The sequence below is a fragment of the Leadbettera azotonutricia ZAS-9 genome, assembly GCF_000214355.1.
Lineage (GTDB): Bacteria > Spirochaetota > Spirochaetia > Treponematales > Breznakiellaceae > Leadbettera > Leadbettera azotonutricia.
Window position 1 is genome coordinate 2,405,466 of sequence record NC_015577.1, and the last position, 25,144, is coordinate 2,430,609.

Annotated in this window: 23 protein-coding genes; 10 read left to right on the forward strand and 13 right to left on the reverse strand. The window is 51.5% G+C overall.

Going from position 1 to position 25,144, the window contains the following annotated elements:
- Positions 1 to 375 (reverse strand): 6-carboxytetrahydropterin synthase QueD, encoded by a 375-nt coding sequence (gene queD, locus TREAZ_RS10585; protein WP_015711847.1) that lies wholly within the window; start codon positions 373 to 375, stop codon positions 1 to 3.
- Positions 376 to 458: 83 nt separating this feature from the next.
- Here queD and TREAZ_RS10590 point away from each other — a divergent pair, with 83 nt between their 5' ends.
- Positions 459 to 2,171, forward strand: coding sequence for a UDP-N-acetylmuramoyl-L-alanyl-D-glutamate--2,6-diaminopimelate ligase (locus tag TREAZ_RS10590; protein ID WP_015711849.1), 1,713 nt, complete (start codon positions 459 to 461; stop codon positions 2,169 to 2,171).
- 20 nt (positions 2,172 to 2,191) lie between these two features.
- Here the strand turns inward: TREAZ_RS10590 and TREAZ_RS10595 are convergent, their stop codons facing one another.
- The gene (locus TREAZ_RS10595; RefSeq protein WP_015711850.1) at positions 2,192 to 3,220 is read right to left on the reverse strand and encodes a DUF2804 domain-containing protein; all 1,029 of its coding nucleotides are present in this window, start codon (positions 3,218 to 3,220) and stop codon (positions 2,192 to 2,194) included.
- 57 nt (positions 3,221 to 3,277) lie between these two features.
- On the opposite strand from TREAZ_RS10595, the gene murD reads away from it, so the two are divergent.
- Both murD and TREAZ_RS10605 read left to right on the forward strand, forming a co-directional pair.
- Complete coding sequence (gene murD, locus TREAZ_RS10600; protein WP_015711851.1) at positions 3,278 to 4,723, forward strand: UDP-N-acetylmuramoyl-L-alanine--D-glutamate ligase; 1,446 nt, start codon at positions 3,278 to 3,280, stop codon at positions 4,721 to 4,723.
- Positions 4,724 to 4,729: 6 nt separating this feature from the next.
- Positions 4,730 to 5,716: an EF-P lysine aminoacylase GenX gene (locus TREAZ_RS10605; protein WP_043923457.1), complete on the forward strand. Its 987-nt coding sequence runs from the start codon at positions 4,730 to 4,732 to the stop codon at positions 5,714 to 5,716.
- Here TREAZ_RS10605 and TREAZ_RS10610 read toward each other — a convergent pair.
- The gene (locus TREAZ_RS10610) at positions 5,713 to 6,591 is read right to left on the reverse strand and encodes an LEA/WHy family protein (RefSeq protein ID WP_043923458.1); all 879 of its coding nucleotides are present in this window, start codon (positions 6,589 to 6,591) and stop codon (positions 5,713 to 5,715) included. The genes TREAZ_RS10605 and TREAZ_RS10610 overlap by 4 nt on opposite strands.
- A gap of 37 nt (positions 6,592 to 6,628) precedes the next feature.
- Between TREAZ_RS10610 and pepF the strand changes: the two genes are divergently transcribed.
- Positions 6,629 to 8,428: an oligoendopeptidase F gene (gene pepF / locus TREAZ_RS10615; RefSeq protein WP_015711854.1), complete on the forward strand. Its 1,800-nt coding sequence runs from the start codon at positions 6,629 to 6,631 to the stop codon at positions 8,426 to 8,428.
- 155 nt (positions 8,429 to 8,583) lie between these two features.
- On the opposite strand, the gene TREAZ_RS10620 is transcribed toward pepF, so the two are convergent.
- The 5 genes from TREAZ_RS10620 to TREAZ_RS18105 form a co-directional block, all read right to left on the reverse strand.
- Positions 8,584 to 10,293, reverse strand: a complete 1,710-nt coding sequence (locus tag TREAZ_RS10620; RefSeq protein ID WP_015711855.1) for a GH3 auxin-responsive promoter family protein — start codon at positions 10,291 to 10,293, stop codon at positions 8,584 to 8,586.
- Positions 10,294 to 10,510: 217 nt separating this feature from the next.
- A complete protein-coding gene (locus tag TREAZ_RS10625; RefSeq protein ID WP_015711856.1) occupies positions 10,511 to 11,257 on the reverse strand; it encodes a DUF4469 domain-containing protein in 747 nt (248 codons plus the stop codon).
- 178 nt (positions 11,258 to 11,435) lie between these two features.
- Positions 11,436 to 11,591, reverse strand: a complete 156-nt coding sequence (locus TREAZ_RS18355; RefSeq protein ID WP_015711857.1) for a hypothetical protein — start codon at positions 11,589 to 11,591, stop codon at positions 11,436 to 11,438.
- Between the two features lie 41 nt (positions 11,592 to 11,632).
- Positions 11,633 to 11,980, reverse strand: coding sequence for a type II toxin-antitoxin system PemK/MazF family toxin (locus tag TREAZ_RS10630; protein ID WP_015711858.1), 348 nt, complete (start codon positions 11,978 to 11,980; stop codon positions 11,633 to 11,635).
- Positions 11,967 to 12,179, reverse strand: coding sequence for a hypothetical protein (locus tag TREAZ_RS18105; protein WP_148257794.1), 213 nt, complete (start codon positions 12,177 to 12,179; stop codon positions 11,967 to 11,969). Before TREAZ_RS18105 ends, TREAZ_RS10630 begins: the two co-directional genes overlap by 14 nt.
- Before the next feature lie 305 nt (positions 12,180 to 12,484).
- Between TREAZ_RS18105 and efp the strand changes: the two genes are divergently transcribed.
- The 5 genes from efp (at position 12,485) to TREAZ_RS10655 (ending at position 19,158) form a co-directional block, all read left to right on the forward strand.
- Positions 12,485 to 13,048: an elongation factor P gene (efp, locus tag TREAZ_RS10635; protein WP_015711861.1), complete on the forward strand. Its 564-nt coding sequence runs from the start codon at positions 12,485 to 12,487 to the stop codon at positions 13,046 to 13,048.
- A 7-nt stretch (positions 13,049 to 13,055) separates the two neighbouring features.
- Complete coding sequence (locus TREAZ_RS10640; RefSeq protein ID WP_083820285.1) at positions 13,056 to 14,363, forward strand: methyltransferase; 1,308 nt, start codon at positions 13,056 to 13,058, stop codon at positions 14,361 to 14,363.
- Positions 14,364 to 14,434: 71 nt separating this feature from the next.
- On the forward strand, positions 14,435 to 16,900 hold the full coding sequence (leuS, locus tag TREAZ_RS10645) for a leucine--tRNA ligase (protein WP_015711863.1): 2,466 nt from the start codon (positions 14,435 to 14,437) through the stop codon (positions 16,898 to 16,900).
- Positions 16,901 to 16,941: 41 nt separating this feature from the next.
- A complete protein-coding gene (locus tag TREAZ_RS10650) occupies positions 16,942 to 17,943 on the forward strand; it encodes a carbohydrate kinase family protein (protein ID WP_015711864.1) in 1,002 nt (333 codons plus the stop codon).
- Positions 17,944 to 17,952: 9 nt separating this feature from the next.
- A complete protein-coding gene (locus tag TREAZ_RS10655; protein WP_015711865.1) occupies positions 17,953 to 19,158 on the forward strand; it encodes a mannitol dehydrogenase family protein in 1,206 nt (401 codons plus the stop codon).
- Here the strand turns inward: TREAZ_RS10655 and TREAZ_RS10660 are convergent.
- The 4 genes from TREAZ_RS10660 to serS form a co-directional block, all read right to left on the reverse strand.
- Entirely contained in the window at positions 19,155 to 20,018 is an 864-nt protein-coding gene (locus tag TREAZ_RS10660; protein WP_015711866.1) for a prephenate dehydrogenase, read from the reverse strand. The genes TREAZ_RS10655 and TREAZ_RS10660 overlap by 4 nt on opposite strands.
- Positions 20,015 to 21,040 carry a 3-deoxy-7-phosphoheptulonate synthase gene (aroF, locus tag TREAZ_RS10665; RefSeq protein ID WP_015711867.1) on the reverse strand — a complete coding sequence of 342 codons (1,026 nt, stop codon included), beginning with the start codon at positions 21,038 to 21,040 and terminating at the stop codon, positions 20,015 to 20,017. The genes TREAZ_RS10660 and aroF overlap by 4 nt, the downstream gene beginning before the upstream one ends.
- Positions 21,041 to 21,306: 266 nt before the next feature.
- On the reverse strand, positions 21,307 to 22,542 hold the full coding sequence (locus TREAZ_RS10670) for an LEA/WHy family protein (RefSeq protein WP_015711869.1): 1,236 nt from the start codon (positions 22,540 to 22,542) through the stop codon (positions 21,307 to 21,309).
- Between the two features lie 8 nt (positions 22,543 to 22,550).
- Complete coding sequence (gene serS / locus TREAZ_RS10675; RefSeq protein WP_015711870.1) at positions 22,551 to 23,843, reverse strand: serine--tRNA ligase; 1,293 nt, start codon at positions 23,841 to 23,843, stop codon at positions 22,551 to 22,553.
- 51 nt (positions 23,844 to 23,894) lie between these two features.
- Between serS and TREAZ_RS10680 the strand changes: the two genes are divergently transcribed.
- A complete protein-coding gene (locus TREAZ_RS10680) occupies positions 23,895 to 24,383 on the forward strand; it encodes a cysteine hydrolase family protein (RefSeq protein WP_015711871.1) in 489 nt (162 codons plus the stop codon).
- Here TREAZ_RS10680 and TREAZ_RS10685 read toward each other — a convergent pair.
- Positions 24,380 to 25,144: a biotin--[acetyl-CoA-carboxylase] ligase gene (locus TREAZ_RS10685; protein WP_043923052.1), complete on the reverse strand. Its 765-nt coding sequence runs from the start codon at positions 25,142 to 25,144 to the stop codon at positions 24,380 to 24,382. The genes TREAZ_RS10680 and TREAZ_RS10685 overlap by 4 nt on opposite strands.

A 25,144-nucleotide genomic window follows, 5' to 3' on the forward strand; every position in this document is an offset into this window, starting at 1 on the left:
CTATTTATCCGGTTTATACCGCGCCATGCTGGTAGGGGTCTCGTAGACATCCACCGCATGGAGGAGGCCCGCCGCTTCGGGAGGCAAAAGCGCCTTCGTCTGATCAAAAATATATTTTGCGATCCGCTCGGCGCTGGGGTCGTTTGCAAAGATCCCCTTGTCGTTAAGGTTGGTATGATCCAGGCCAGCGCAGGCTTCCCTCAGACACTTCTTCAATACTCCAAAATCCAGGAGCATGCCGCCATCGGAGAGGGACTCCCCCCTTGCCCAGGCACGGACACGGTAGTTATGGCCATGGAGGTTTTCGCATTTGCCGTGGTAATGGCTTAAAAAATGGGCTGCCGCAAAATCGGCCTCAACTCTGACGCTGTACATGTTCTAAAGATACCCCTAAGGCAGCAGGAGGGCAAGGCTTTTCTTGTGTTGAATTATGCCCGCATTCCCATTATAGTAAATTCATGAGCGCCGGTAAAAGGAACAACCCTTACGCCAGGAATTTTAAGGAATTTTTCACATCCCAGCTTGCCGAAAAGGCGGGTATAGTCGGGACCCGTTACGGCGGGGAGAACGATCCTCTTATTACCGGCCTGGAGTACGACTCCCGCAAGGTTAAGCCAGGGTTTATTTATTTTGCCCTCCCCGGGCTCCACGCCGACGGCCATGCCTTTATCCCCGAGGCCGAGAAATGGGGCGCCTCGGTTATCGTCCATCAGGATGAGCTCAAAGAATTCAGGGAATGGGTTACATACATAAGGGTAAAGGATTCCCGCTTTGCCATGTCCCCCATAGCGGACGCCTTCTATAATCACCCCTCGCGGCACATGGCTGTCGTAGGGGTCACAGGCACCGAGGGGAAAAGCACCACGGTCTATCTTATCCACCAGCTTCTGGGCCTTTTGGGGCTCAGGTCGGGCTTTATCTCCACGGTCATGCAGGGGGATGGGAAAACCGACTTCTGCAATCCTGAACACCAGACCACCCCAGAGGCGGTAACCATCCATAAACTTTTGGCCGACATGAAACGCAATGACGCGGACTTTGCGGTAGTGGAGTCCAGTTCCCACGGCCTCTCAAAACGGACCAATAGGCTGGGGGATGTGGTCTTCGATGTGGGGGTCATGACCAACGTAACCCATGAGCATCTGGAATTTCACGGCACCTGGGAACAGTACCGGAGCGACAAGGCTGAACTTTTCCGTTCTTTGGATGCTGCCCCGGATCATGCAAAGCTGGATCAGAAAAATCAGCAGCCCCGCCGCAAAACGGACGAGGTATATTATCCACAAAAGGTATTGCATTCGGAGCTCAATGCCCTTGTGTCGGTGCCGTCTTTCGGCGTGGTTAATGCCGATGATCCCAGCGCGGATTTTTTTGCCGAGGCTACAAAACACAAAACCTACAGCTACAGTGTGCGCGGGGCGGATGCGGACCTCTCCCTTAAAATTATTGAAAGCAGCGCCTGGGGCAACTGGTACGAAGTCCATGCAGCAGCCACTGGCGAAGATCTCATTATACGGGATCAATTGCCCGGGGCTTTCAATGCAGGGAATGTGTTGGCAAGCCTCCTGGTAGTTTCCAACCTCCTTTCTAAAGACATAAAAGACCTGATTCCCCTTATCCCCTACCTCAAGCCCGTAAGGGGCAGGATGACCGCTATCAGCAAAGGCCAGCCTTTTGAAGTGATGGTGGATTATGCCCATACCCCGTCGTCTTTCGAAACCATATTCCCTCCCCTGCGCGAAAGGCTCAACGCCTCAGGCGGCAGGATCATAAGCCTCTTTGGATCAGCCGGGGAACGGGACACCAGGAAGCGCCCCGAGCAGGGCCGAATTGCCGCTGCCTATTCCGACATAGTGGTACTCTGCGACGAAGATCCCCGGGGCGAAGATCCCGTGGCTATACTCGAAGAGATAGCCCAGGGCTGCGTAGCAGACCAGGGCTGCAAAACAGACCAGGGAGCCGGTGACAGTAAAACTGTCAACAAGGATCTCTTCCTCATTCCCGACAGGCCAGAAGCCATACGCAAAGCCTTCTCCCTTGCAAAACCAGGGGATCTGGTTTTGCTGCTGGGCAAGGGGCACGAGAATTCAATTATCTATAAAGACGGGAAAATAGATTACGACGAAATATCCGAGGCGGAAAAAGCCCTGGACGAATTAAAAAACAACTAGGAGTGCCACAGGCTCCTATCTTAAAAACGTGTTTTCCTTCTCTCGCAAAGTCCGGTTATATTTTTGAATTCAAATTCTTCACCGCCATCGAGCGCAACCTTCCCGGAAAAGAAGCCGCAAACCTGGCGGCGTTTTAAGGAATGGAAAATCACCTGGTGCGATTCTATTCGTTCCTGGTGAGGGGTAAAAACCATTTCAAGCCTGTTGTCATTGCTGGTAAAACGCCAGGGCTGAAGCCAGTTGGAAGGGGATACATGAAAAGTAACCTGATCCAGTTTGTGCAGTTTGCCGTCCAGGAAAAATGCATTGGCAGTGCCAAAGGCGGAATCGGCAGTATCGTAGCCGGCATTTATCCCCACTTGATGGCCATTGCTCTGCCCGCAGCCCGAAGCCCAAAAACGTATATCCTGAGGCGGCCTCACCCCCCGGGTCCAGTCAAAAATGCCCCAGGAATTCCCTTTGGTAAAGATGAGTTCCTGGGTTCCAAACTGTATCACCCCTTCTGCAATGTACCAGGGCGAACGCCTTGCGCAGCGGAACGCGTTTTTCTTTTCGCGCCAGGGCATATGGGTCACAAGGGATTCAGCGCCTTCGGGAGGGGTTAAAACCAGCTCCCCCCTAAGGCTGCGGTGGTGCCCAAACTTGGGGATATCGACTTTGATGATCCTGGCGCCGCTTTCCATGGCGGCAAAATTGAGGAGGTACTTCCGCGCCTGCAATCTTACAGAACCTGAATCGCTGTCCCGGGGCAAATCAAGGGCACCAAGGGGAAAGGGGATATTGTAGAATTGGGTAGAACGCTTTTTATCCCTGAGGGACAACACGGACATTCCGATATATCCCAAAAAGCCATCATCAAGAATCTCAAGGATAATAAGATGGCTGGGGGATATAAGCACATAACGATCCGACTCGTAGACGAAGCGCCTTGGCGAAATGATCAAATCCGAATTGTATGCAAAAAGAGGAGAACGGGCCCAGCCGAAATTCACCGGCCGGCCCAGTTCATCCAAAGCAGGTACTTGCGATGTAATTTCCTTTTGCGCCATATTTTACTATACTATGAAGCAGTACAAGGGGCAAGTAAAGAAGCCCACGGAGATAAAATGGTGAAAAACAGTTTTGCCGGCATAAAAGCCCTCGTTATGGGCCTTGGGCTGAATGGCGGGGGCATCGAATCCGCCCGTTACCTTGCATTGAGGGGGGCTGAAGTAAGCGTCACTGACCTTAGGGACGAAAAGATCCTTGCCCCTTCCATCGAAAAGCTTGAGGCCGGCATTGAAGGCGCAACAATACGCTACATTTTAGGCCGTCATGATATGGAAGATTTTGAAAAAGCCGACATGGTGATTAAAAATCCCGGCGTCCGCCCCGACTCCCCGTATCTCAAGAAAGCCAGGCGCATCGAGACCGATATCTCCCTATTCCTCGCAGCGTCCCCTGCCCGCTTGAGCGCGGTCACCGGTTCCAAGGGCAAGTCCACCACGGCTTCGGCCCTCCATTGGGTGCTGAAGGAAGCCCGCGAATACCATGGGCTGCCCGGAAAAGCCTTCCTCGGCGGCAATATCACGGTCTCCCCACTCACCTTCCTTGATGAGCTTGAAGAAGGGGACGATGTCGTGCTGGAGCTTTCAAGCTGGCAGCTGGGGGATGTAAAAGGCCGCACAAAGGAAAACAGCAAAGACAACGGAACCCCCGCCCCTCTGCTCAAGCCCCGCGCGGCAGTGCTCACCGCCATCATGCCCGATCACCTTGACCGCTACGGAACTATGGAAGCGTACATTGCCGACAAGCGCATCATCTACCAGGGCCAGGACAGTTGCGATGCCACTGTGGCGAGGGATGACGAATGGGGCAGAAGTTTCCACCGGGAAAGCAAAGGCCGCCCCCTGGTTTATTCAGCACAGCCCCTGCTCGAAGGGATTGCGGGCGGCTGGCTCACCCCCAATGGCGGGCCGGGCATCGCCAGGATTGCAAATGGAAAGCTTGTCGAGGTAGTCCCCGAAAAACTCCTTACCCCCGGGGATCACCAAAAGATGAACCTCCTGGCAGCATCCCTTGCTCTGCTTGATCTGGGCATCGACGCGGATTTTATCAGGGAGAGCATAGGCCGCTTCCCCGGCATAGAACACAGGCTGGAATTCTTTATGGAATCAAAAGGCGTACGTTTCTATAACGACAGCGCGGCCACCATACCCGAAGCAGCCGCCGCCGCAATAGCAGCCCTCGGTTCCCCGGTGCTGGTCACGGGCGGCACGGACAAGAACCTTGACTATGCGCCCTTTATCAAGGCTGCCCCAAAAGCAAAGGCGATATTGCTTCTTGCAGGCACAGGGAGCGAAAAAATCAGAAAGCTCCTGGATGCAGCAGGAACCCCCTATAAAGGCCCTTACGATTCCGCGGGGGCTGCCGCAAAAGCCGCCATGGAAATCGCGCAAAGGGGCGACGCAATAGCGCTGTCGCCGGGCTGTACCAGCTTCGGCATGTTCCTCAATGAATTCGACAGGGGAAACAAATGGAAAGAAGCAGTGCGCAAATACGCGGAAGCATAAATTATGATGGATTTGGAATTGCTCGCAAACAGGGCAAGCATAATCCGCCATGCGCGTGATTTCTTTGACAATCGCAATTACCTTGAAACAGACACCCCCCTGCTGGCGCCGGATTTAATCCCCGAGTCCTGTCTCGAAGTTTTTGAAACCCCACGCCTTGCGCCCCACGGCAGCCGCAAAGGGCAGCAGCCCTACTGGCTTATACCCTCCCCTGAAATCTGGATGAAGAAGATTATAGCCGCCCATCATAAAAGCATTTACCAGATCTGCAAATGCTTCCGCAACGGAGAATCTTCGGGACGCATGCACAGCCCCGAGTTCACCATGCTTGAGTATTACACCATGGACGCGGATTACAGGGATTCCCTCAAAATCACCGGGGAGCTTCTTGCGGCAATCGGCAATCCCCTGCTTGCCAATATTGAGTGCATTACAATGGAACAAGCCTTTGCCCGATGGGCAGGGTTCAATCTCTATGAAGCGGCAGGAAAAAAGGGAACCCAAACAAGCGAGGGCGTCCTTGAAAAAGAAGCCCGCCGCCTTGGCATTGATCCCCCTTCGGGTTTGGACACAGCCGCCCTCTATGATCTTATCTTTATCCATGCAGTGGAACCAAACCTGCCAAAAGATCACCCTGTGGCGTTAATGGATTATCCCGCCTTCGTCCCCTGCCTGGCGAAAAAAAACGCGGACGGCAAAACCGTCGAACGCTGGGAGCTTTACCTGCGGGGCGTTGAACTGGCCAATTGTTATTCAGAAGAAACAGATCCTGATGAAGTGCAAAAATTTTTTGAATCCGAGGCAAGGGCAAAAAAAGAACACGCTTTGGTTCAGCACAAGGTCGATGCTGATTATTATAAAGTGTTTAACAATTTCCCAAAATGCTCGGGCGTTGCCCTGGGGCTGGACAGGCTCATCATGATCCTCACAGGGCGGTCCACGATTGACGGAGTCCTGCCCTTTCCCATGGAAAGCTCACGGGTTGAATCTTAATTGTCAAACACCTGGGAATACCCTGAAAGATCAAAAGCGGTGCGGAATTGGGGGAGATAATCCACCTCGGTCTTGACCAGTGCCTCCCCTTTGAAACGGTAATTCACATCCTGGAGATTGACAATCAAATCGAAAAGGTCCCGCTTCATATCGATAAAATTCATTACAAGGAAAAGCCTTGTCTCCGCAGCGCCATGGGCGGGAATTTTAAGCACGTTTCTCTCCTGGCCATCAGCCCAGAAGCGGCCTTCGCCATAAAGCTCGTACTTAAAGGAAGACAAGTCCATGGGAAAGGGATTGGGGTTCTCAACCTTGAGGCTGACCCTAAAGCGGGTATTGATGAGCTCCGCTTTTAATATGGCAATGGCAGTAATGGCAAAGACCGGTTCCTGTATGCGCGGGAACAGAGCGTCGCCGCCGGCTGTCACTTTGACCATGCCTGCATCATAGACAAATTCCAAATCAGTCCCGATGCTCACATGGTAATCGTCTTTCAGGGTAAGCCCTGCCCTGGTAAGGGCAGCTATGTCCAGCTCAAGCTTCACGGGAACCTCGGCGTCCGAAGCAGCATCCACATTGAAGCCGGAAGCTTCCGGCAGTATGCGCACCCCTTCGTCAACTTTTCGGTTGTTTATCAAGACAGACCAGACGCCGACAGTCACCGCTGCGGATTCGGACCGGGGATTCTCGGCCTTAAGCACAAAGGCAAGGTTGATGGAATTCACGCCCTGGGCTTCGATGCCTTCAAGGAAGATGGAAGCCCTGGGGTCTTTGGGCATCTCTGCGGGAGGAGGAGGCGGTGGGCTTTTGCAGCTATTGAAAACCGCCAGGAATAAAACCGCTGAAATTCCGGCATATAGAAAAGTTTTGCTCATTTGATTTAGAATATCGGCATAAACAGGAGAAATGCACATGAGCCAAGAAACCATCCCCTCCCGCAAGGAAGCCAAAAAAGAGGACACCTGGGACCTCTCCAGGCTTTACCCCAATGACGAAGCATGGAGCGCAGCCCTTTCGGATTTTGAGATACTGGCAGAAAAGATCCCCTCTTTCCGGGGAACCCTGGCAAAGTCGGCGGAAGACCTTGCGGCATGGCTCGATTTCCAAAAGGAATTCGGCCTCCTCGAAGAAAGGCTCAACTATTACGCCGACCTCAGGCAGACCGAGGACGAGGGCGACAGCGCAGCCCGTACCATGACAGGCCGCCTCATGATGGCAGCCTCCAAAGCCCAGGCCTCATCCTCATGGGCGGCCCCGGAGATCATGGCCATACCCGACCAGGACATTGTCACCTACATAGTCCATCCCAAGCTTTCCGAATACCGCGTCTATCTCCAAAAACTGCTCCGCTACAAGCCCCACATTCTGAGCGACAAGGAAGAAAAAATCCTGGCCCTCCATGCGGAAGGAGAACTGGTAAGCGAAGACGCCTTCTCGGTGCTCACCAATGTGGACATGGATTTCGGCGCCATCGACACCCCCCAGGGCAAGCGGCCCCTCTCCCAGTCTACCTGGTCGGTCTTTATGGAAAACCCCGACAGGGAACTGCGCAAGAAAGTGTACGGAACTTTCTACGGCCATTTCGAAGCCCACAAGAACACCCTCGCAAGCCTCTACTCGGGGCAGGTGAAGCTCGACGTAATCCGCGCCAGGGTAAGGGGGTTCCCATCGGCCAGGGCAGCCGCCCTCTTTTCTGACGATGTGGACGAATCGGTTTATGACAACCTCATCGACACCATAAGCCGGAACCTTGCGCCCCTGCACCATTACTACAGCCTGAGGAAGAAAACTCTCAAGGTGCCTGAACTCCGCCACTACGATGTGTATGTCCCCATGGTTCCGGTGGCCAATACAAAACGGACTACCTGGAACGAAGCAGTGGATCTCGTCTCCAAAGCCCTTGCCCCCCTTGGGGGCGAGTATGTGGATACATTGCGCGGGGGCCTTCTGGGCCGCTGGGCCGACCGATACGAGAACAAGGGCAAACGCTCAGGCGCTTTCTCCGCAGGCAGCTATGTGGGAGACCCTTATATATTGATGAATTACAAAGAGGACGCCATACGGGATGTGTTCACCATGGCCCATGAAGGAGGCCACTCCATGCACTCCTGGTACTCGGCCAAGTCCAATCCCTTCATGCACTACGGCTACACGATCTTCGAAGCCGAGGTTGCCAGCACCTTTAACGAGGAGCTCCTTTTCCGTTATCTCATGCAAAACGCGGATTCAAAGGAACTCAAGCTCTACCTGGTGAACAAACGCGTTGACGAGACCTTGGCTACCCTCTACCGCCAGACCATGTTCGCGGAATTCGAAAAACTCAGCCACCAGCTCGAAGAAGGCGGCACACCCCTCACAGTGGATGTGCTGAGGGGAGAATACCGCAAACTCCTGGAAAAATACTTCGGCCCCGAAATGGTCCTCGAAAATGAAAGCGACCTCGAAGGTCTCCGCATCCCCCACTTCTACCGGGCCTTCTATGTCTACAAATACGCCACAGGCATCTCCGCTTCCCTCGCCCTCTCCGAGCGGGTGCTGTCCGGGGGCTCCAAAGAGCGGGAGGATTATTTCTGTTTCCTGAAATCGGGCGGTTCCCGTTTCCCCATCGAGTCATTGAAGGTAGCGGGGGTGGACATGTCTTCGCCCGCCCCGGTAGAAGCGGCTTGCCGGAGCTTTGGGAGACTGGTCGATCAACTGGAGGGGATGCTGTAATCACTACGAATCAACAACCCCGCGGCAAGCCGCGAGGTATGTTGTTCTCTTAAGGAATTGGACTCGGGGCTTAATACCTTTTTAACCGCCCCAAGGGGCGGGGTATTAACCCCCTCGCCACGAATCAACAAGCCGGGGGCAAAGCCCCCCGGCCCTTAGCTCGCGTTCTTCACAAGCTCCTTGAACATATCGTGGCGTTTTTCGTCCTGCATAAGAAGATTCACCTTGAACTGGCCATCGCGGAACCCCTGGTCTATGCATTTTGACTTGAACAGCTCAAAGGCTTCGCTTTTAAGAAGATAGGTTTCGGGCGCCTTGAGCCGGTCCGAAGACCGCTTCTCCTTGTATTCCACATTGTACTGCTGCAGCTCGGCGTCCACCATTTTGGTGAATTCCCCGGCTTCGCGGTCGGTGATGCTCTGATCCGCAAATTCATAGTAAAACCGGTAATTGGAATTGGCTATATCCGCGAATCCCACAAAGAAAGCAACCTTGTAGCGGGTTACCTGTTCTACCGCCCGCACGGCCTCGATAAACTGCCGCTCGTGGAGTTTTTCTCCAGTCAGACTCACGGTCCCGTTGAGCTTCTGGATGAATTTGAGGGTGGGGAACTGGTTATGATACCCGGTGATTTCCAGGAGATCGTTCATATTGTACCGGTAGAGCCCCGATGATGTGGTAATCAGCATGCAATAGCGCTGCCCGGGCTGCACCTCGTACATCTGGGTAATGGCGGGGTTCTCTTTTTCCATTTCCGATTCGTGGATGAATTCGAAATAGGTCTTGTGGCCAAAGAGCACCGTGTCCTGGATACCGGTTTTCAGCACCAAGCCAGCGCGACATTCGGAAGAAAAATAACCGAATTCATTGAAGACACAGTCCTTGGGAAAGGAATCCTTGATCTTGTCGAAATAGACCTGGGTATTGCCGCAGAACCAGACATTGACCACCTGCATTTCCGGCCAGTAATGCTTCGGCAGGACATTGCCGTATTTTTCCTTCAGCGCCCGCAATTCAGCCGCCCGTTTGCGATTCGGCTTGAGCAATGGCTCCAATTCGGCGCGGATTTCATCGGAAATGTTGAATAAATGGCTCAAAGTGCCTTTTTCGATGTCGTTCACATACTCATCGTAGAATTCATTGGCGTTTTTCTGCATTTCCACCAGGGTGCTGGGATTGGCGGTGATGATTCCGTGGGTGTTCCGCTCAATGGCCATGCGCATAATCGCATAATACCGGGCCTTGTAATCGGAAATCTTGAACACCGCCGCCGGGGCGGTATGGATAGCCTGCATGAAACCGGGAATGTCCCGCTGCATCACCCCGGAAATCGAGCCATATACGGTCCCGTCCGGCGCGGCCCCTTCAATGGCCTTGCCCACAATGGAAGCGAAGGGGCCATAAAAAGCCTTGGGCTTGGCCAGCACCAAGGTAGCCAGCCAGAAAGCATTCATTTTTTTATATACTTCCTTATAATACCGCTCTGTGACAGGTATCCACTTGGGCTCCTTGGTGGTGCCGCTGGTAGTGGCGTACATCTTGGGCTTGCCGGGGAACAGGATATTGCTCCCCCCCTCTTTATGCCGCTCCACATAGGGCCGAAGATCCTCATACTCGTTCGGGGAAACATATTTTTGATATAAACCAAAAAGCTCCTCCGCCGTCGACGCCTTGAGGATATCCCCAAAGTGATGCTCTATCCCGTATACAGTATCCTTTGCATACTCCAGAATGCTCCGCAGGGTTTCTTCCTGGGCCTTCTTACCATCCCTGGAAGCTTTATCCAGCTCTTTGAGCCCTTTTTTCCCGATAATAGTCAAGGCAAGCCTGATGAGCCACCATTTCTTTAGCCGTCTTTCTTTCATGTTTTCCCCTTGGCTTTATTATGACAATTTCTTTAGAATGTGTCAAACATAAAATCAGCAACTACGCGCAAAGGTGTTGCCGATCATGCTGCCGTGCTGTCATCTGACGCACGACCGTACGGTCGTCTGTCACGCGACTTGCCAGTCGTTTATATGGGACTAATGGTGACGGAAGCCCTGCACCTTTTGACGCAGGGCTTCCTGGAATTATCAGTTTTTAGTTTACTTTAAGATCTGTAAGGCAGGCTATAATACGGGGATCTTTTAGTTCCGTGTGGCCGGTAAATTGGGTAACTACCTCGATATGGTAGACCCCTTTCTTCAAAACAGGCATCTGGAAAACCAATTTTGTACTGACGTTCGTTGCAAAATTGGTGGTTACCCTGGTTTTCTTGCCATCCGCGGTGTTTACGAGATAGAGGCCGCAGGCTGGGTTTGAGCCGACAATTTTGATGCGCCTGCCCCTAAGCATTACCATTCCGCCGGGGCTTAGGGTACCGTCTTTTAGGCCCGTGGTTATGTCAAGCACCTCGCCAATGTGGACGTCTGGGGACGCGAGACCTTCAATTTGCACCGTGGTCATTTCGATAATATCCTTGAAGCCCTTGAGACGGCGGAACCTAAAATTAATCTTGTTCCGTTTGGCGTCCGGGGAACCTCTTTCCGATTCAAATGTTCCCCCGATTTTGGGATGAATCGAGTAATAGTCGTTCTTCACCGCAAAACCGTCCGCCAGCATGTAGGCTGCCTCCGAAAAGTAAGCCTTTACCGCCGCAATCATGGTGTTACAGTTCATCCCGGAGCCTCCCCGGGAGGTTGCCGATGCGCAAACATCCTCTACGGACAAGGGCATTTCCGCTTTTGCCCGGGCAATGTACTTGCCGCTGGCTTCTTTCAGGTAATTAGGGTAGAGCTTCGCCTTAATGGTATGAAGCACATTCTGTGGTTTCTGTAGATTACTCATAATAATCCAATCTTTCTCCTATAAAGTTTTTAGAATTGCAATTCTATATTACTAAAATACTAATATTTAGCGTTAAAGGCAAGTAAATTACGTTCATTTTTTGTCGATAGTTAAATAACAGAGATGGGGAGTATAACTTTAAAGATAAATGGCCAGCCTCCTTGCAAGGCGGCCAGGCTTAAGTGAGCAGTGCTAGTATAAATCCACCACCAGTGACAGCGCCAGGATGGTTAGTGCCCCAGGTAACATGGAGCACCACTGAATTGGTCCCTGCCGGGGACTGGTAGAATGTGTTTGTTCCAATTTTATCAGTGGGGAGGTCATACAGGTTCAAAGGATGCCTTATGGTAAGTCAAAACTTGTATATGATGAAAATTACGCTTTACCCATTCCTATTACTTTGCTGATCCCTTCCTGCACTTGCAGTATCTCATCCGTGGTAATTGCCCCAAGATAGTTAATGAGGCGTTCTTCTGAAACCGACCTGATTTGAAAACAGTCGATAGAAGATGTTTTTACCAAGCCATTATCAGGACGGGGTTCTATTTTTACCATCCAGGGCGCTATCCGATAGTGTTCTTTCCAATCGGTGATAGGCACGATGACTTTAAGGGGAAGTTTACCCATAGCATTGTCATTAATGATGAGGGCGGGGCGGGTTTTTTTCATCTCAGCGCCCAAGGTCGGGTCCAGGGAAACCTGCCAGATTTCACCTTGTTTCATAAAACTCTTCGTAGTCAAGGCTGGTAAAGGCTGTCAAATTGGGATCGTTTTTATAATCTTCATATAAACTATCGGCAGCCTCTTTCAGAGTTGCCGTCTGTTCCTCTTCCCGGACAGAATGAATTATCCGTTCTGCAATAAACATCCGTTGGGGTACTGGCAACCTATCAATTTGACGTATTAATTCTATTGCTTCCATATTTGATATGATAGCCAACTTATGGGACTTTGTATATGGTGCCTTTACATTGCCGCTAGACAAATTTGGTGACAGGTGCCTTTATATTATCCCATTGTAAGATTTCCATTTGAGAATAGCAAGGGCTTTTTGTTTTTTCCAACAGTTGCAGGGGTTTGGGGGCTTTGCCCCTTGGGAGAAGGGGGAAGCGGAAAAGCCGCAGGCTTTGAAGCGTGGGGGAAGGCTTTCCCCCTCCATAATGCCCTCTTCCCTAAAAGCCCTCTTTTTGCTATAGTAGCAAAAAGATAAATTCAAGCGAGGATTACATGATTCGAGGCGGTGATATTGTTAAGGGGAGCTGTCTGCTCCAGAAAGGGCAGCCCTATCTTGTGGTGGACCGGGAATTCCATAACCCCGGGAAGGGGACCGCCGTTGCCCGCATAAAAATGAAGAGCATCAAGGATGGCTCTGTCCTTTCTTTGACTATTCCTACCCAGCAGGAAATAGAAGACGCCCAGGTTGATGTCCACACCTGCCAGTTCCAGTATGCGGATCTGGAAAGCTACCACTTTATGGACAACGAGTCCTTTGAGCAGTACGAAGTGCCCCAGGCGGGCATGGAAGACAAAAAACTCTACCTTAAAGACGCGGAAGCCTACGAGCTTACCATTTGGGACGGCAAGGTCATCGACATCAAGATTCCCTATAAGGTGGTCTTTACTGTGGCCGAGTCTGAAAACTACGTCAAAGGCGACACGGTCTCGGGGGCGACCAAGCCGGTAATTACCGAGACGGGTCTTACGGTGCGGGTTCCCCTGTTTATCAAGCAGGGCGAAAGAATCCTCGTGAATACCGAAACCAACGAATACCTCGAACGGGTCAATAGCTAATCCCTGCATCCCGGCCTTCAGCAACAGGGAAGTTCCCTTCAAGTTTCGGGGCCGGAATTATGTTTTCTCCTTATCCCACGCTATTTTCAGTTCCGCAGGAATAGATACAGGTTCGAGGCTGCTCCTCAAGGTTTTTTCCAAATATATTGATGAAGATGTCCATGAGCGCAAGCCCCTGCCTCTTTCGGTTTTGGACGCGGGTTCCGGCTGCGGGGTGCTTGGGGTCTGCGCTGCGGGGGCATTGCTGGACATCATAAAAGAACCAGCTGCTTCCCCTGAGGGCAAGGCTTCTTCGTCTGGCCAATTCCATGTCCGGGCCCAGGATCGTGACGAACTTGCCAGGGGTTTCACCGAATACAACGCGTGCCGAAACAATATCCCTGCCGCTGTTTTGGAAGCCCGAGCGGAGCCCCTGCTCGCGGGGCCTTTGGGCGCGCGCTGGGATCTCATCATTACCAATATCCCAGCCAAGGCGGGGGGGCCGGTGCTTGAGGATTTTGTTCGGCGTTCTGCTGCCCTCCTCAACCCAAACGGACGGGTCTTCATGGTGGCGGTAAATACCCTGGCGGATTTTTTCCGCGAGCGGATCGATGAGGCAGGGGCTGCACTGCTCCATGAAGAGCAGGGCACGGAGCATAGGGTGTTTGTGTATGGGCATGGGGATGCCAAAGATGCAACGGCTGCGGTTCAAACCGGTCCGGGCTTCCTGGATCGCTATCCTTTTTACATCAGGCACAGCGATACTTACGCGATAGAAAACATCCCCGTCCATATCGATGCTATCCATGGCTGCGGGGATTTCGACAGCCCTGGGGATGATATTTTGGCGGCTGCGAAGCTCTGTTCCCGCATGGGGGAAAATCTTTCCTCTGGTTCCTGGCTTATCCACGAACCGTGTCAGGGCCATTTTGCGGTGTGGCTTGCAAAGTTCACGGGGGAAGCCCCGGCTCCGAAATTGGCTCTCGCGGGCAGGAATATTCTGGCCCTGGAAGCTTCGCAGCACAATTTGGAAACCAATAGCCCCGGGATAGCGCCCCTGCTGATCCCGGCTGCGGATTTGCTCTGCGATAGAGAAGCCCTTCTCGGCGCGGGGCCTTATTCCTTTATTGCAGCCTTCCCCGAAATTGTCCCCCAGGCGAACCGCCATACTGCTGCCTGGGAATCGTTGGAGGCCCTTCTTGCTCCTGGCGGTATCTTCCTCGTCTCCCTGGGCTCATCGGATGCGGAGCGTTTTGACAGGCTCAAGCCTAAAGGCTTTTCCCGGCTGGGGGACGCAAAGCGCAAAGGGTTTAGGGCATTGGCATATACTAGATAGCCCCTGCCTTGCAATGAAAGCCTCTAGCCGGATATTATATATAGAATAAATTTGTAAGAGGAGTGCCTTGCATGGCGAAATATCCCTTTGAAACTATAGAACCCAAATGGCAGAAATTCTGGGCGGATCATAAAACCTTTAAGGCTGTCGAAGATCCTGGCTTTGCCCAGGACAAGCGCCGCTATGTGCTGGATATGTTCCCCTACCCTTCGGCCCAGGGCCTCCATGTTGGCCATCCCGAGGGATACACCGCCACCGATATTTATTGCCGCTTCCTCCGCATGAAGGGTTTTAACGTTCTCCACCCCATGGGCTTTGACGCCTTCGGCCTCCCTGCCGAGAACTATGCCATCAAAACCGGAACCCACCCGGCAATAACCACCGCAGCCAACATCAACCACTTCCGCACCCAGATCAAATCCCTGGGTTTTTCCTACGATTGGGATCGGGAAGTGGATACATCCCAGGAAGATTATTACAAATGGACTCAATGGATCTTTCTCAAGCTTTTTGAAAAGGGCCTGGCCTACGAGGCCGAGAGCCCCATCAATTTTTGCCCCTCCTGCAAGACCGGCCTTGCCAACGAAGAAGTCAAAGACGGTCTCTGCGAGCGCTGCGGCACTAAAGTTACGCGCAAGCGCATACGCCAGTGGATCCTGAAGATAACCGCCTATGCCGAACGGCTCCTCGAAGACCTGGACGGTCTCGACTGGCCCGAGCCTGTGAAGCTCATGCAACGGAACTGGATAGGCCGCTCCGAAGGCGCCAACGTGATCTTCAAAATCGACGGCTATCCCGACACCCTCGAAATTTACACCACCAGGCCCGATACCCTTTTCGGCGCTACCTATATGGTTCTTTCCCCTGAGCATCCTCTGGTCGGGAAGATCACCACTGCCGGTCAACAGGACGCCGTCAAGGCTTATGTGGACTCTGCGGCCAAGAAGAGTGATCTTGAACGGACTGATCTGGCAAAAGAAAAAACCGGCGTATTCTCGGGGGCTTATGCTGTTAATCCGGTTAACAATAAGAAGATACCCATCTGGATTGCCGATTATGTTCTTATTTCCTACGGCACAGGGGCCATCATGGCTGTTCCTGCCCACGACGAGCGGGACTGGGATTTTGCCAAGGTTTACAAGTTGCCGATTATCCAGGTGGTATCCCCGACCAAACCGGGAAGCAGCGAAGATGTTTCACGGGAACCTGCCGAGTGTACTGTTGCCGATGGCTTCTCAGTGAATTCCGGTTCTTTCGACGGCCTCCCTACTGACGAAGCTAAGGCTAAGGTAACTGCCTGGATCGAAGAGCAGGGCATAGGCAAAAAGGCAATCAATTACAAACTCCGGGACTGGATATTCAGCCGCCAGAGGTATTGGGGCGAGCCCATTCCTTTAGTGCACTGCGAAAAATGCGGCATTGTTGCGGTTCCCGAAAAAGATCTCCCCTTAAAGCTTCCGGAAGTGACATCCTACGCCCCCACCGGCACAGGCGAATCCCCCCTGGCCCTCATCAGCGATTGGGTGAATACGAGCTGCCCGAAATGCGGGGGAAAGGCCAAGCGAGAAACCAACACCATGCCTCAGTGGGCAGGCTCTTGCTGGTACTATCTCCGTTACCTTGATCCCCACAACGACAAGGCTTTTGCCGCAAAGGACAAAGTTGAATACTGGGCGCCGGTGGATCTCTACGTGGGCGGTGTGGAACACGCAGTATTGCACTTGCTTTACAGCCGCTTCTGGCACAAAGTGCTTTACGATTTGGGTCTCGTAAACACCAAAGAGCCCTTCCAGCGTCTTGTGAATCAGGGCATGATCCTGGGCGAAGACAACCAAAAGATGAGCAAGAGCCGGGGCAATGTTATCAATCCGGACGACATTGTGAAAGAATTCGGCGCCGATTCCATGCGCATGTACGAAATGTTCATGGGCCCTCTGGAAGTTACCAAGCCCTGGCTCACCGCCGGCCTCGTTGGCGTCTCCCGCTTTTTGGAGCGTCTCTGGAGCATAGCCGAGAAATGCCATTTGGCAGAGCCAAATGGCACAGTCATTGAAGCCCCTGACGCAAGCCATGCCGATTTAACGCGTTTGCTGCACAAGACTATCAAAAAAGTTGGGCAAGACACTGATACGCTTAACTTTAATACAGCAATAAGCCAGATGATGATCTATTCCAACGAGCTTGCCAAACTTGCCGAGGTTCCACGTTCGCTCTGGGAACCCCTGGTGCAGATGATAGCCCCCTATGCCCCCCACCTGGGCGAAGAACTCTGGGAACGCCTTGGCCACAAGGAATCAATCTCCAAAACGCAATGGCCTGTGTATGACGAAAAACTTTGCGTTGAGAGCGAAGCTACCATTGTGGTGCAGGTCAACGGAAAAATCCGCGACAAATTCACTGCCCCTGTAGGAACGGCAAAAGCGGAACTTGAGAAAACGGCCCTTGCCCTGCCGGGGACCGTTAAATGGACAGATGGACTGACGGTAGTAAAAGTAATTACCGTTCAGGACAAGCTTGTGAACATTGTGGCGAAATAGAAATAATTGAAACTTTGAATTTTCTACTTTAGGATTTATATATGAACAGAAAAGGAATTTGCGTTGCCGGCAATATGATCGTGGATATACTCTACCCGGTGCAGGGGCTTCCAAAACCAGGAGAGCTGACATCCATACAAGAAGGGATTACCCGGGCTTCAGGCGGCGCCCTCTGCAATGTTATTGGGGATCTGGCTTTAATGGACCCCGGCCTTCCCCTTACTGCCCTTGGAAGAATTGGGAATGATACTGAGGGGGATTTTATCCTTGATCAGATGAAGAAGCACAAAAACATCGATCTTTCAAATGTCATAAGAGAGGGGAAAACTTCTTTTACCGCAGTCATGGCCGATCAAATATCAAAAGAACGTTCCTTCTTCCATTACCGTGGCGCCAATGCCCGCTTCTGCGAAGAGGACATTAATTGGGACAAGATAGACACTGCCTTTCTGCACATAGGCTATATACTGCTCCTTGACACCCTGGATTCTGAAGATGCCGAATACGGCACAAAGATGGCGCGTCTCCTCTGCCATGCCAAAGAGCGGGGGATTAAGACTTCCATAGACGTGGTGAGCGAAGCCGGAGACCGTTTTAAACGCCTGGTGCCGCCTTCCCTTAAATATGCGGATTATTGCGTTATCAATGAAGTTGAAGCCGGCCAGGTTACAGGGGTTGAGCTGCGGGATGCCTCAGGCGGGCTTATCAAAAACAATATCCCCAGGGCCCTCGAAAAAATAATGAACTTTGGCGTTTCAACCTGGGCTGTCATCCACAGCCCCGAAGGCGGTTACGGCATTGACGGCAAAGGTTCCTGCAAAGAGTCCCCTACCATAAATCTCCCCCCGGGATATATCAAAGGAAAGGTCGGCGCGGGCGACGCTTTCTGTTCAGGGGTACTCTATGCGGCGAGCCAGGGCGGAAGCCTTGAAGCAGGGCTTGAACTTGGCAATGCCGCTGCGGCTGCTTCCCTCTCGGCGCCCGGGGCAACAGAGGGTATGAAACCTGTTTCCGTATTGAAAACACTCAGAGCTTCTTTTTAAGGGGATATCATGAAAGCAGTGATGTACGGCGCCGGCAATATAGGCAGGGGTTTTATAGGCCAGCTTTTTGCTGCGTCGGGTTATGAAGTTACTTTTATTGATGTGGCTGAGCCTGTCATCGACGCCATTAACCGGGAAGGGAAATACCCTGTAAGGCTGCTCTCTTCCTCCGGCCATGAGGATGTTTGGGTTGAAGGGGTAAAGGCGATAAACGGCAGGGATATTCAAAAAGCAGCCGAGGCTATAGCAGGGGCCGACATCATGGCAACTGCAGTTGGGGTGAGGGTACTCCCCTTTATTGCGCCTGTCCTCGCTGAGGGGATACGGAACAGATTTTCAAAAACAACGGCTCCTCTCAATATCATCATTTGCGAAAATCTCATTGACGCAAACAAGCTCCTTGAAAGGCTCATCAAAGAAAAATTGGATACTGAAGGAACAAAGCTTTTTAATGAACGTGTCGGGCTTGTGGAAGCTTCCATAGGGCGCATGGTTCCCATACAGACCGAAGCGATGCAGGACGGAAATCCCTTGCGGGTTTGTACTGAACATTACGGCTTCCTGCCTGTGGACAAAGATGCCTTTAAGGGCGAGATTCCGGAAATTAAAAACATGAAGCCCTTTGGCTGCTTCGATTTTTATATACATCGCAAACTTTTTATTCACAACATGGGTCACGCTATTTGTGCCTACCTGGGGATGCTTAAGTCTGATACCTTTATTTACGAAACGGTTAAACGGGGCGACATACTCTATATTGCCCAGAATGCAATGATGGAAAGCGCCCTGGCACTTTCAGCAAAATTTAAAATCCCCATTGAAGATATTTACTTTCATATTAAGGATCTTTTAAGCCGTTTTTCCAACAAAGCCCTGGGCGACACCTGTGCCAGGGTCGGCGGGGATACGGTACGCAAGCTCGGCCCCAATGACAGGCTCATAGGCGCCATTAATTGCTGCAACGCCATGGGCATTAGTCCCGGTTTTATTTCGGCAGGCGCAGGGGCTGCCCTCTATTGCCACCTCAAAGAAAAAAATCTTCCCCAAACCAGGGAGGCTGCCGAAGCTGCGCTGGCGGAAGTTTCGGGCCTTGCCAAAGGAGCGGGGGAAGCAGCACTCATACTGAATATGCATGGGCTTTTTGCCAAAGGCGCAGAGTTCTCCGAAGCAATCAGGGCAGCAACAGAGGCAGGAAACAGGAAAGACATCATCTAGCCTTTCATAATCGTACGCCGCTCCCTCACCGCACCCAGGCGGGCTTCAAGCTCATGGGCAGATCCATTGGCGATGAGCGCTTTTAAAGCGTCAAGGCTGCCTTCAAACTGTTCAATGCGTTTTATCAGCTCGCTTTTATTTTCGATGAAAATTTCAGACCACATGGATGCATTGAGCATGGCAATGCGGGTAAGGTCTTCAAAACTGCCCCCGCCGAATCGGGTAATTTGTGTATCCTGTTCGCAGTCAATGAGGGCTGCCGCGATTACATGGCAGAGCTGGGATGTAAACGCGATCTTCCTGTCATGCTCTTCCGGCGTAGTTTCAGTAATTCTGCCAAAGCCCATACGATAAAGCAGATTTTTCACAAACTCAAGGTTCTCTGGTTTGTTCCGTTTGAGGGGGGTGAGTATATAGTTCTTGCCCTTAAAATTGCAATGTCCGGCATTGGCAAAGCCCCCCTTCTCAGATCCTGCCATGGGATGCCCGGGGATAAAATCCAAATCGGGCCTCAGGTTTTTTTCCAAGGCAGCAACGATATTCACTTTAATCCCTGCAATATCGGTAATAAGCGCCCCACTTTTAAAAAAAGCAGCCCAACTTTCCCAAAACTTAAGCAGCGTCGAAGGATTTAAACAGAGAAAAATAAAATCGCTGCGCTTAACAATTTCCCCTGGTGTTGCAAAACCTTCGTCAATAACCCCCTGCGCCAAGGCCAGTGCCAAAGTTTCTTCATCCTTGTCGCAGGCTATGAGATGATCCGGAGATGCAGCCCCGCAGTGGCGCAAAGCCATAGCAACAGCCCCGCCCATGAGACCCAGGCCCACTATGCCTATAGTGCACTCTTCGATGGGCTTCATATTGTTTTTCCTTCTATCGCCGCATATTTCCGCAGAACCTCCATGAGTTCAGCAAAGGCCGCAGGCGTGATAGATTGCTCGCCGTCGCACAGGGCTTTCTCGGGGTTGTTGTGCACTTCTATGATGAGGCCGTCGGCGCCGGCTGCAATAGCGGCCTTTGCCATGGCCGGCACCATCCAGGAAAAGCCAGTGCCGTGGCTGGGGTCTACAATGACCGGAAGATGGCTTTGTTTTTTGAGGAAGGGGATTGCCGCAAGATCCAGGGTATTGCGGGTGTAAGTGTCGTAAGTGCGTATGCCCCGCTCGCAGAGTATGATTCTGTCGTTGCCGCCTGCCATGATGTATTCAGCCGCCATAAGCAATTCGGTAACGGTACAGGCATAGCCGCGCTTTAACAGTATTGGCTTGCGGCAATGGCCAAGCTCTTTGAGGAGGGTGAAATTCTGCATATTCCTCGCGCCGATCTGGATGATATCAACAGGATCGAAAAGTTCCAGCTGATGTATGGCCATGAGTTCCGTCACTATAGGGAGGCCTGAAGCCTTTTTGGCTTCCAAGAGCAGATCGAGGCCTTCGAAGCCCAGGCCCTGAAAACTGTAAGGCGAAGTGCGGGGCTTGAAGACCCCTCCCCTAAGGAAGCCTGCGCCGGCTTTCTTAACCGCCACAGCGACTTCCACTATCTGTTCCCTGGTTTCTACAGAACAGGGGCCCGCTATGATGCCGAGTTTTCCGCCCCCTATGCTTTGAACACCCCCTGCCTCAAGGGCTATGTCCAGCCGCGAATCCTCGGGATGGAAAAGCCGGTTTGCCCGCTTGTAAGGCTCCTGAACCCGAATGACCTTTTCCACAAGGTGGTGGGCCTGGAGGGCTTCAGCGTCTATGCCGGTAGTATCGCCCACAAGGCCGATGATGGTCTGAATGGCCCCTTCGGAAAGATGGATCTTTACACCTTTTTTCTCCAGATTGGCTGAGAATTCTTTCACTTCCTCGCTGGAAGCCCCTCTCTTAATCGCAATTATCATAACACAACCCCTTTAGGCTTTCGCCTCTAAAATTTGGACATAAAAAAGGGGAGGTTCGAGGGCATTGCCCGGGAACCTCCCTGAATAACCAAGGTTGGCTTAAGTTTATAACTTAAGCATGGTTCCTTTTGGGCAGAGGAAAATAATAGTAATAATAAAAGTAAGCCCCTGTGAGGGTTGAGACTGATTCTGCCATGTTGAAGCTTTCCATAATTTCCTTAAAATATCCTTGCATAAGCAAAGAAAATTGTCAAGCCCTCATGCCTTTATCTCACCAACCTGGTGCTGCCTGTCAAATTAAGGGGCAATTCCAGCTTGTCCAAACCTGGGAAGTCGCTCAGGAGACTCATATCGCCCAGGCAGCTGTAATTTACGCTGGTTCCGGCGCTGATTATGCCCACAAGATCTTTTACCATGTCAAGTGAAGAAATAGTAACCGAAAGGGGAATGGCGGTTTTAGTATTTGGCTTAAGCTTCGGAGGGGTTTCCAAAAAACCCTGGGCCCAATTATTGTTATTCACCTTAAAGTTATAGTTGAATTTGCCGATGTCCATGGCAAAACTGTTTTTATTTTCCACTTCCCAGTTGATGACAAATTCCAGTTTCTGCAAACCTAAATTCTTTATGTTGATGCCTTTTACTGCAACATTGGGCTTTTGCAATATGGGAAGCAGCCCGGGAATATCAAGCATATCTTTTACATCCTCAAGACCCGGTACAGAAAGGGAGCTTACCAAAGACATGAGCGATTTTGCTTCACCTGAATTGCCCAAAGACCCAATCGCTTTTATAACATCTTCATATTTTAAGCTTACGTTGATATCGGCCTGGCCCTTCGCATTGGCCGCAATTTCTTTGCCCGCAACAATACTGCTCGTGAGCAGGGTTGCGCCATTGACCCCGTATTCCCAGTCCACCTTGGGGAAGGGTATGGGGAAATTATTGGGGTTGTCAACATTGAAACCGCAGGCAAGTTCAATGCCTGAAAAATCAATCTTCCCGATACGGATAGAGCCCGGGCTGAGTTTAGGCAGCTGCAAAAGGGGCAGAACCCCTGAAAAATCAAGGTTATAAACTTTATCCTGCAATACGGGAAGAGGAAAGCTTATGCCCAGGGCTATATTATAAGCGGCCTCTTTGGTTTCCCACAGGCTCGTAAAGGTTTTATAGAGACCCTCGTAAGTAACGCTAAAGGGGACATCAACTGTAACAGTATTGCGTTTTGTTATTTTCGTACCCTGGTTCAGAATTCCGTTTACAAAGGAAGCTTCATTGACAAACACTTTCCAGTCAATCTTGGGGAAGGGAATATCAAAGCCATTGGGGTTCTCCACATTAATACGGCAGATAAGGTCTACACCCTTAAGACTAATGCCTGCAAGATCAACGGATTTGACTGAAAGTTTTGGCTCCTGCAGTATTCCGCTTAGGGACTGGCAGGAAAAAACAGACAACCCCAGAAGAGCTGCAAGAAGCATTATTACACTTTTTCTTGTCTGCATTTTATCCTCTATTTCTTTTTGATAACATCAAAGCCGCAGTAGGGAACCAGGGCTTTAGGCAGTTTCACCGAGCCATCGGCCTGCTGGAAATTTTCAAGCACTGCGATAATGCCCCGGGAAATGGCAATGGCAGTCCCGTTGAGCATGTGGACGAATTTGTTTTTGCCTTCATCATCCTTGTACTTGATATTGAGCCGCCGCGCCTGGTAATCGGTGCAATTGGAAGTGGAAGTAACCTCCCCCCATTCGCCGCCGTTGCGCGAGGGCGGATTTGCCCGTCCGGGCATCCAGGCTTCAAGATCCCATTTGCGGTATGCGGGGGCGCCAAGGTCGCCTGTGCAGGTATCCACTACCCTGAAGGGAATTTCCAACCCCGAGAAAATTTCTTCCTCCACACCCCGGAGTTCCTCGTGGAATTTGCCGGACTCTTCGGGGAGGCAGTAGACAAACATTTCGAGCTTGGTGAATTGATGTACCCGATAAAGACCCTTGGAGAACTGGCCGGCTGCCCCCGCTTCCCTGCGGAAACAATGGGAAAGGCCTGCCATGCGCAGGGGGAGTTTTTCTTTGGGGAGTATCATATTGGAATAATAGCCCCCGAGAGTGATTTCGGCAGTACCCACGAGACAGGAATCCTCGCCTTCAATGGTGTATACATTGGACTCAGCCCCCCGGGGGTTAAAGCCAATGCCTTCGAGAATCTCCTCTTTGGCAACATCGGGAGTAATAAAGGGGGTAAAGCCATTCTTCTGCAAAATATCCAGGGCATAACGCACCAGGCCAAGTTCGAGGAAGACCCCTTCATTCTTGAGGTAATAAAACTTGGTGCCCGAAACTTTGGTGCCCGAATCAAAATCGATAATGTCCAGATCCTGACCCAGCTTGACATGATCGGCAGGTTCAAAATCAAATTTGGTAGGCTCCCCCACCCGCTTGACCTCGAGGTTATCCTTGTCTTCCTTGCCCAGAGGGGCTTCGGGATGGGCCATATTGGGGATCTTCCTGGCCTCGGTTTCAAGGCTGGATTCAACACCGGAAAGCTCAGCCTCCGAAGCGGCAATGCTTTCCTTGAGCTTCTTGCCTTCTTCGATGAGCGCATTGCGGGCATCAGGTTCAAGTTTGCCTTTCATGGCTGCGGCATTGGCATTGCGCTGCTGCTGGAGGCCCTGGAGGCTGGTTGTAAGCTCGGTGCGGCGGTTAAAAAGGCGGACCACAGCATCGGCATCGGCTTTCATATACCTGGATTCTATATTTTTCTTGACTGCATCCAGGTTGTCCACAATAAAACGATAGTCTAACATGATGATTTATTGTATCCTTAAGAGGAGCTATAGTCTAGCATAAGGGGATTTATGAAACCTGCATTACTCGTCATTGACATGCAAAAAGCATCCTATTTCGGCCCGTCATCTGCTTCCATGGATAAGGCGGCGGAAGTCATTAACAAGGCCGCCGCCCTTTTCAGGAAAAAGGGCCTGGCCGTAGTATGGATACAGCAGGACAACGGCACAGATGCAATACAGGGCACTGAAAAATTCAAGCTTCTCGATTCCCTCATCCCTCTGGATTCAGAAAAGAAGATAGTAAAACACTATGAAAACAGCTTTATCAAAACGGATCTTGCTGAATTCCTCAAGCTCGAAAAAGTCGATACTCCAATAATCTCAGGCTACTGCGCCGAATACTGTGTGCTTTCAACATACCGTGGCGCCAAAGAACAGGATCTTGACCCCCTGCTTCTCAAAAACGGCATAGCCGGCGGAACGCCGGAATATTTATGTATGGTAGAGCAAATCTGCGAGAGCCTCTCGCCCCTGGCCCTGGAAAAGCTCCTGCATTAATACACATCCAATTCCCCGGTTACAAAAGCCCTGGGATCTTTTTCCCCGTCGGGCTTTATAAGAAGCTCGCCGTCCCGGCCGATGCCGGAAAGCAGGCCTTCCACCACCCGCCCTGATTCTGCGGCTCCGTCAATAAAGCGGATCATTTCACCCTTCCTGTAAAGGCGAGCTTCAAGGCTGCTCCGCCATGGAGGCGCCGCATTATTTAATTCCAGGTATAAATGCTTAAGTATCTTCTCTAACAGATCAAACCGTTCCGGTATCTCTTGATCGCCCAGCGCCTGAAAAATACTCACCGCCTTACCCCGCAAGGCTTCGGGAAATTCCTTCTGCCCTACATTCACTCCAATGCCGATGAACACATTTTTGCCATCCCCTTCGGTGAGTATACCCGCAACCTTTTTGGAATCCACCATTATATCATTGGGCCATTTGACCTGAACCCTTGCTGCAAGGGAAGGGGCAAAATCTTCTATTGCAAGGGATATTGCAAGGCCCGTCCGGAGAGTAAGGGCCCGGGGAATGGCGAAAAAATCCTTAAACGCGAAGAACAAAGTAAACGAAAGGCTGACGCCCTTGTCCATTTTCCAGGGGCGTCCGGGAATTCGGCCCCTGCCTTTTTCCTGAAAATCCGCAGCGATAACCGTGCCGTGGGGTTCGCCCCGGGCAGCCAAAACGCGGGACACATCCATGGTACTTGGGAGAGTTTCTTCAAAATAGACCGGCGCCCCAAAGGGGTTTTGCAGATCAAGCTGAATCAT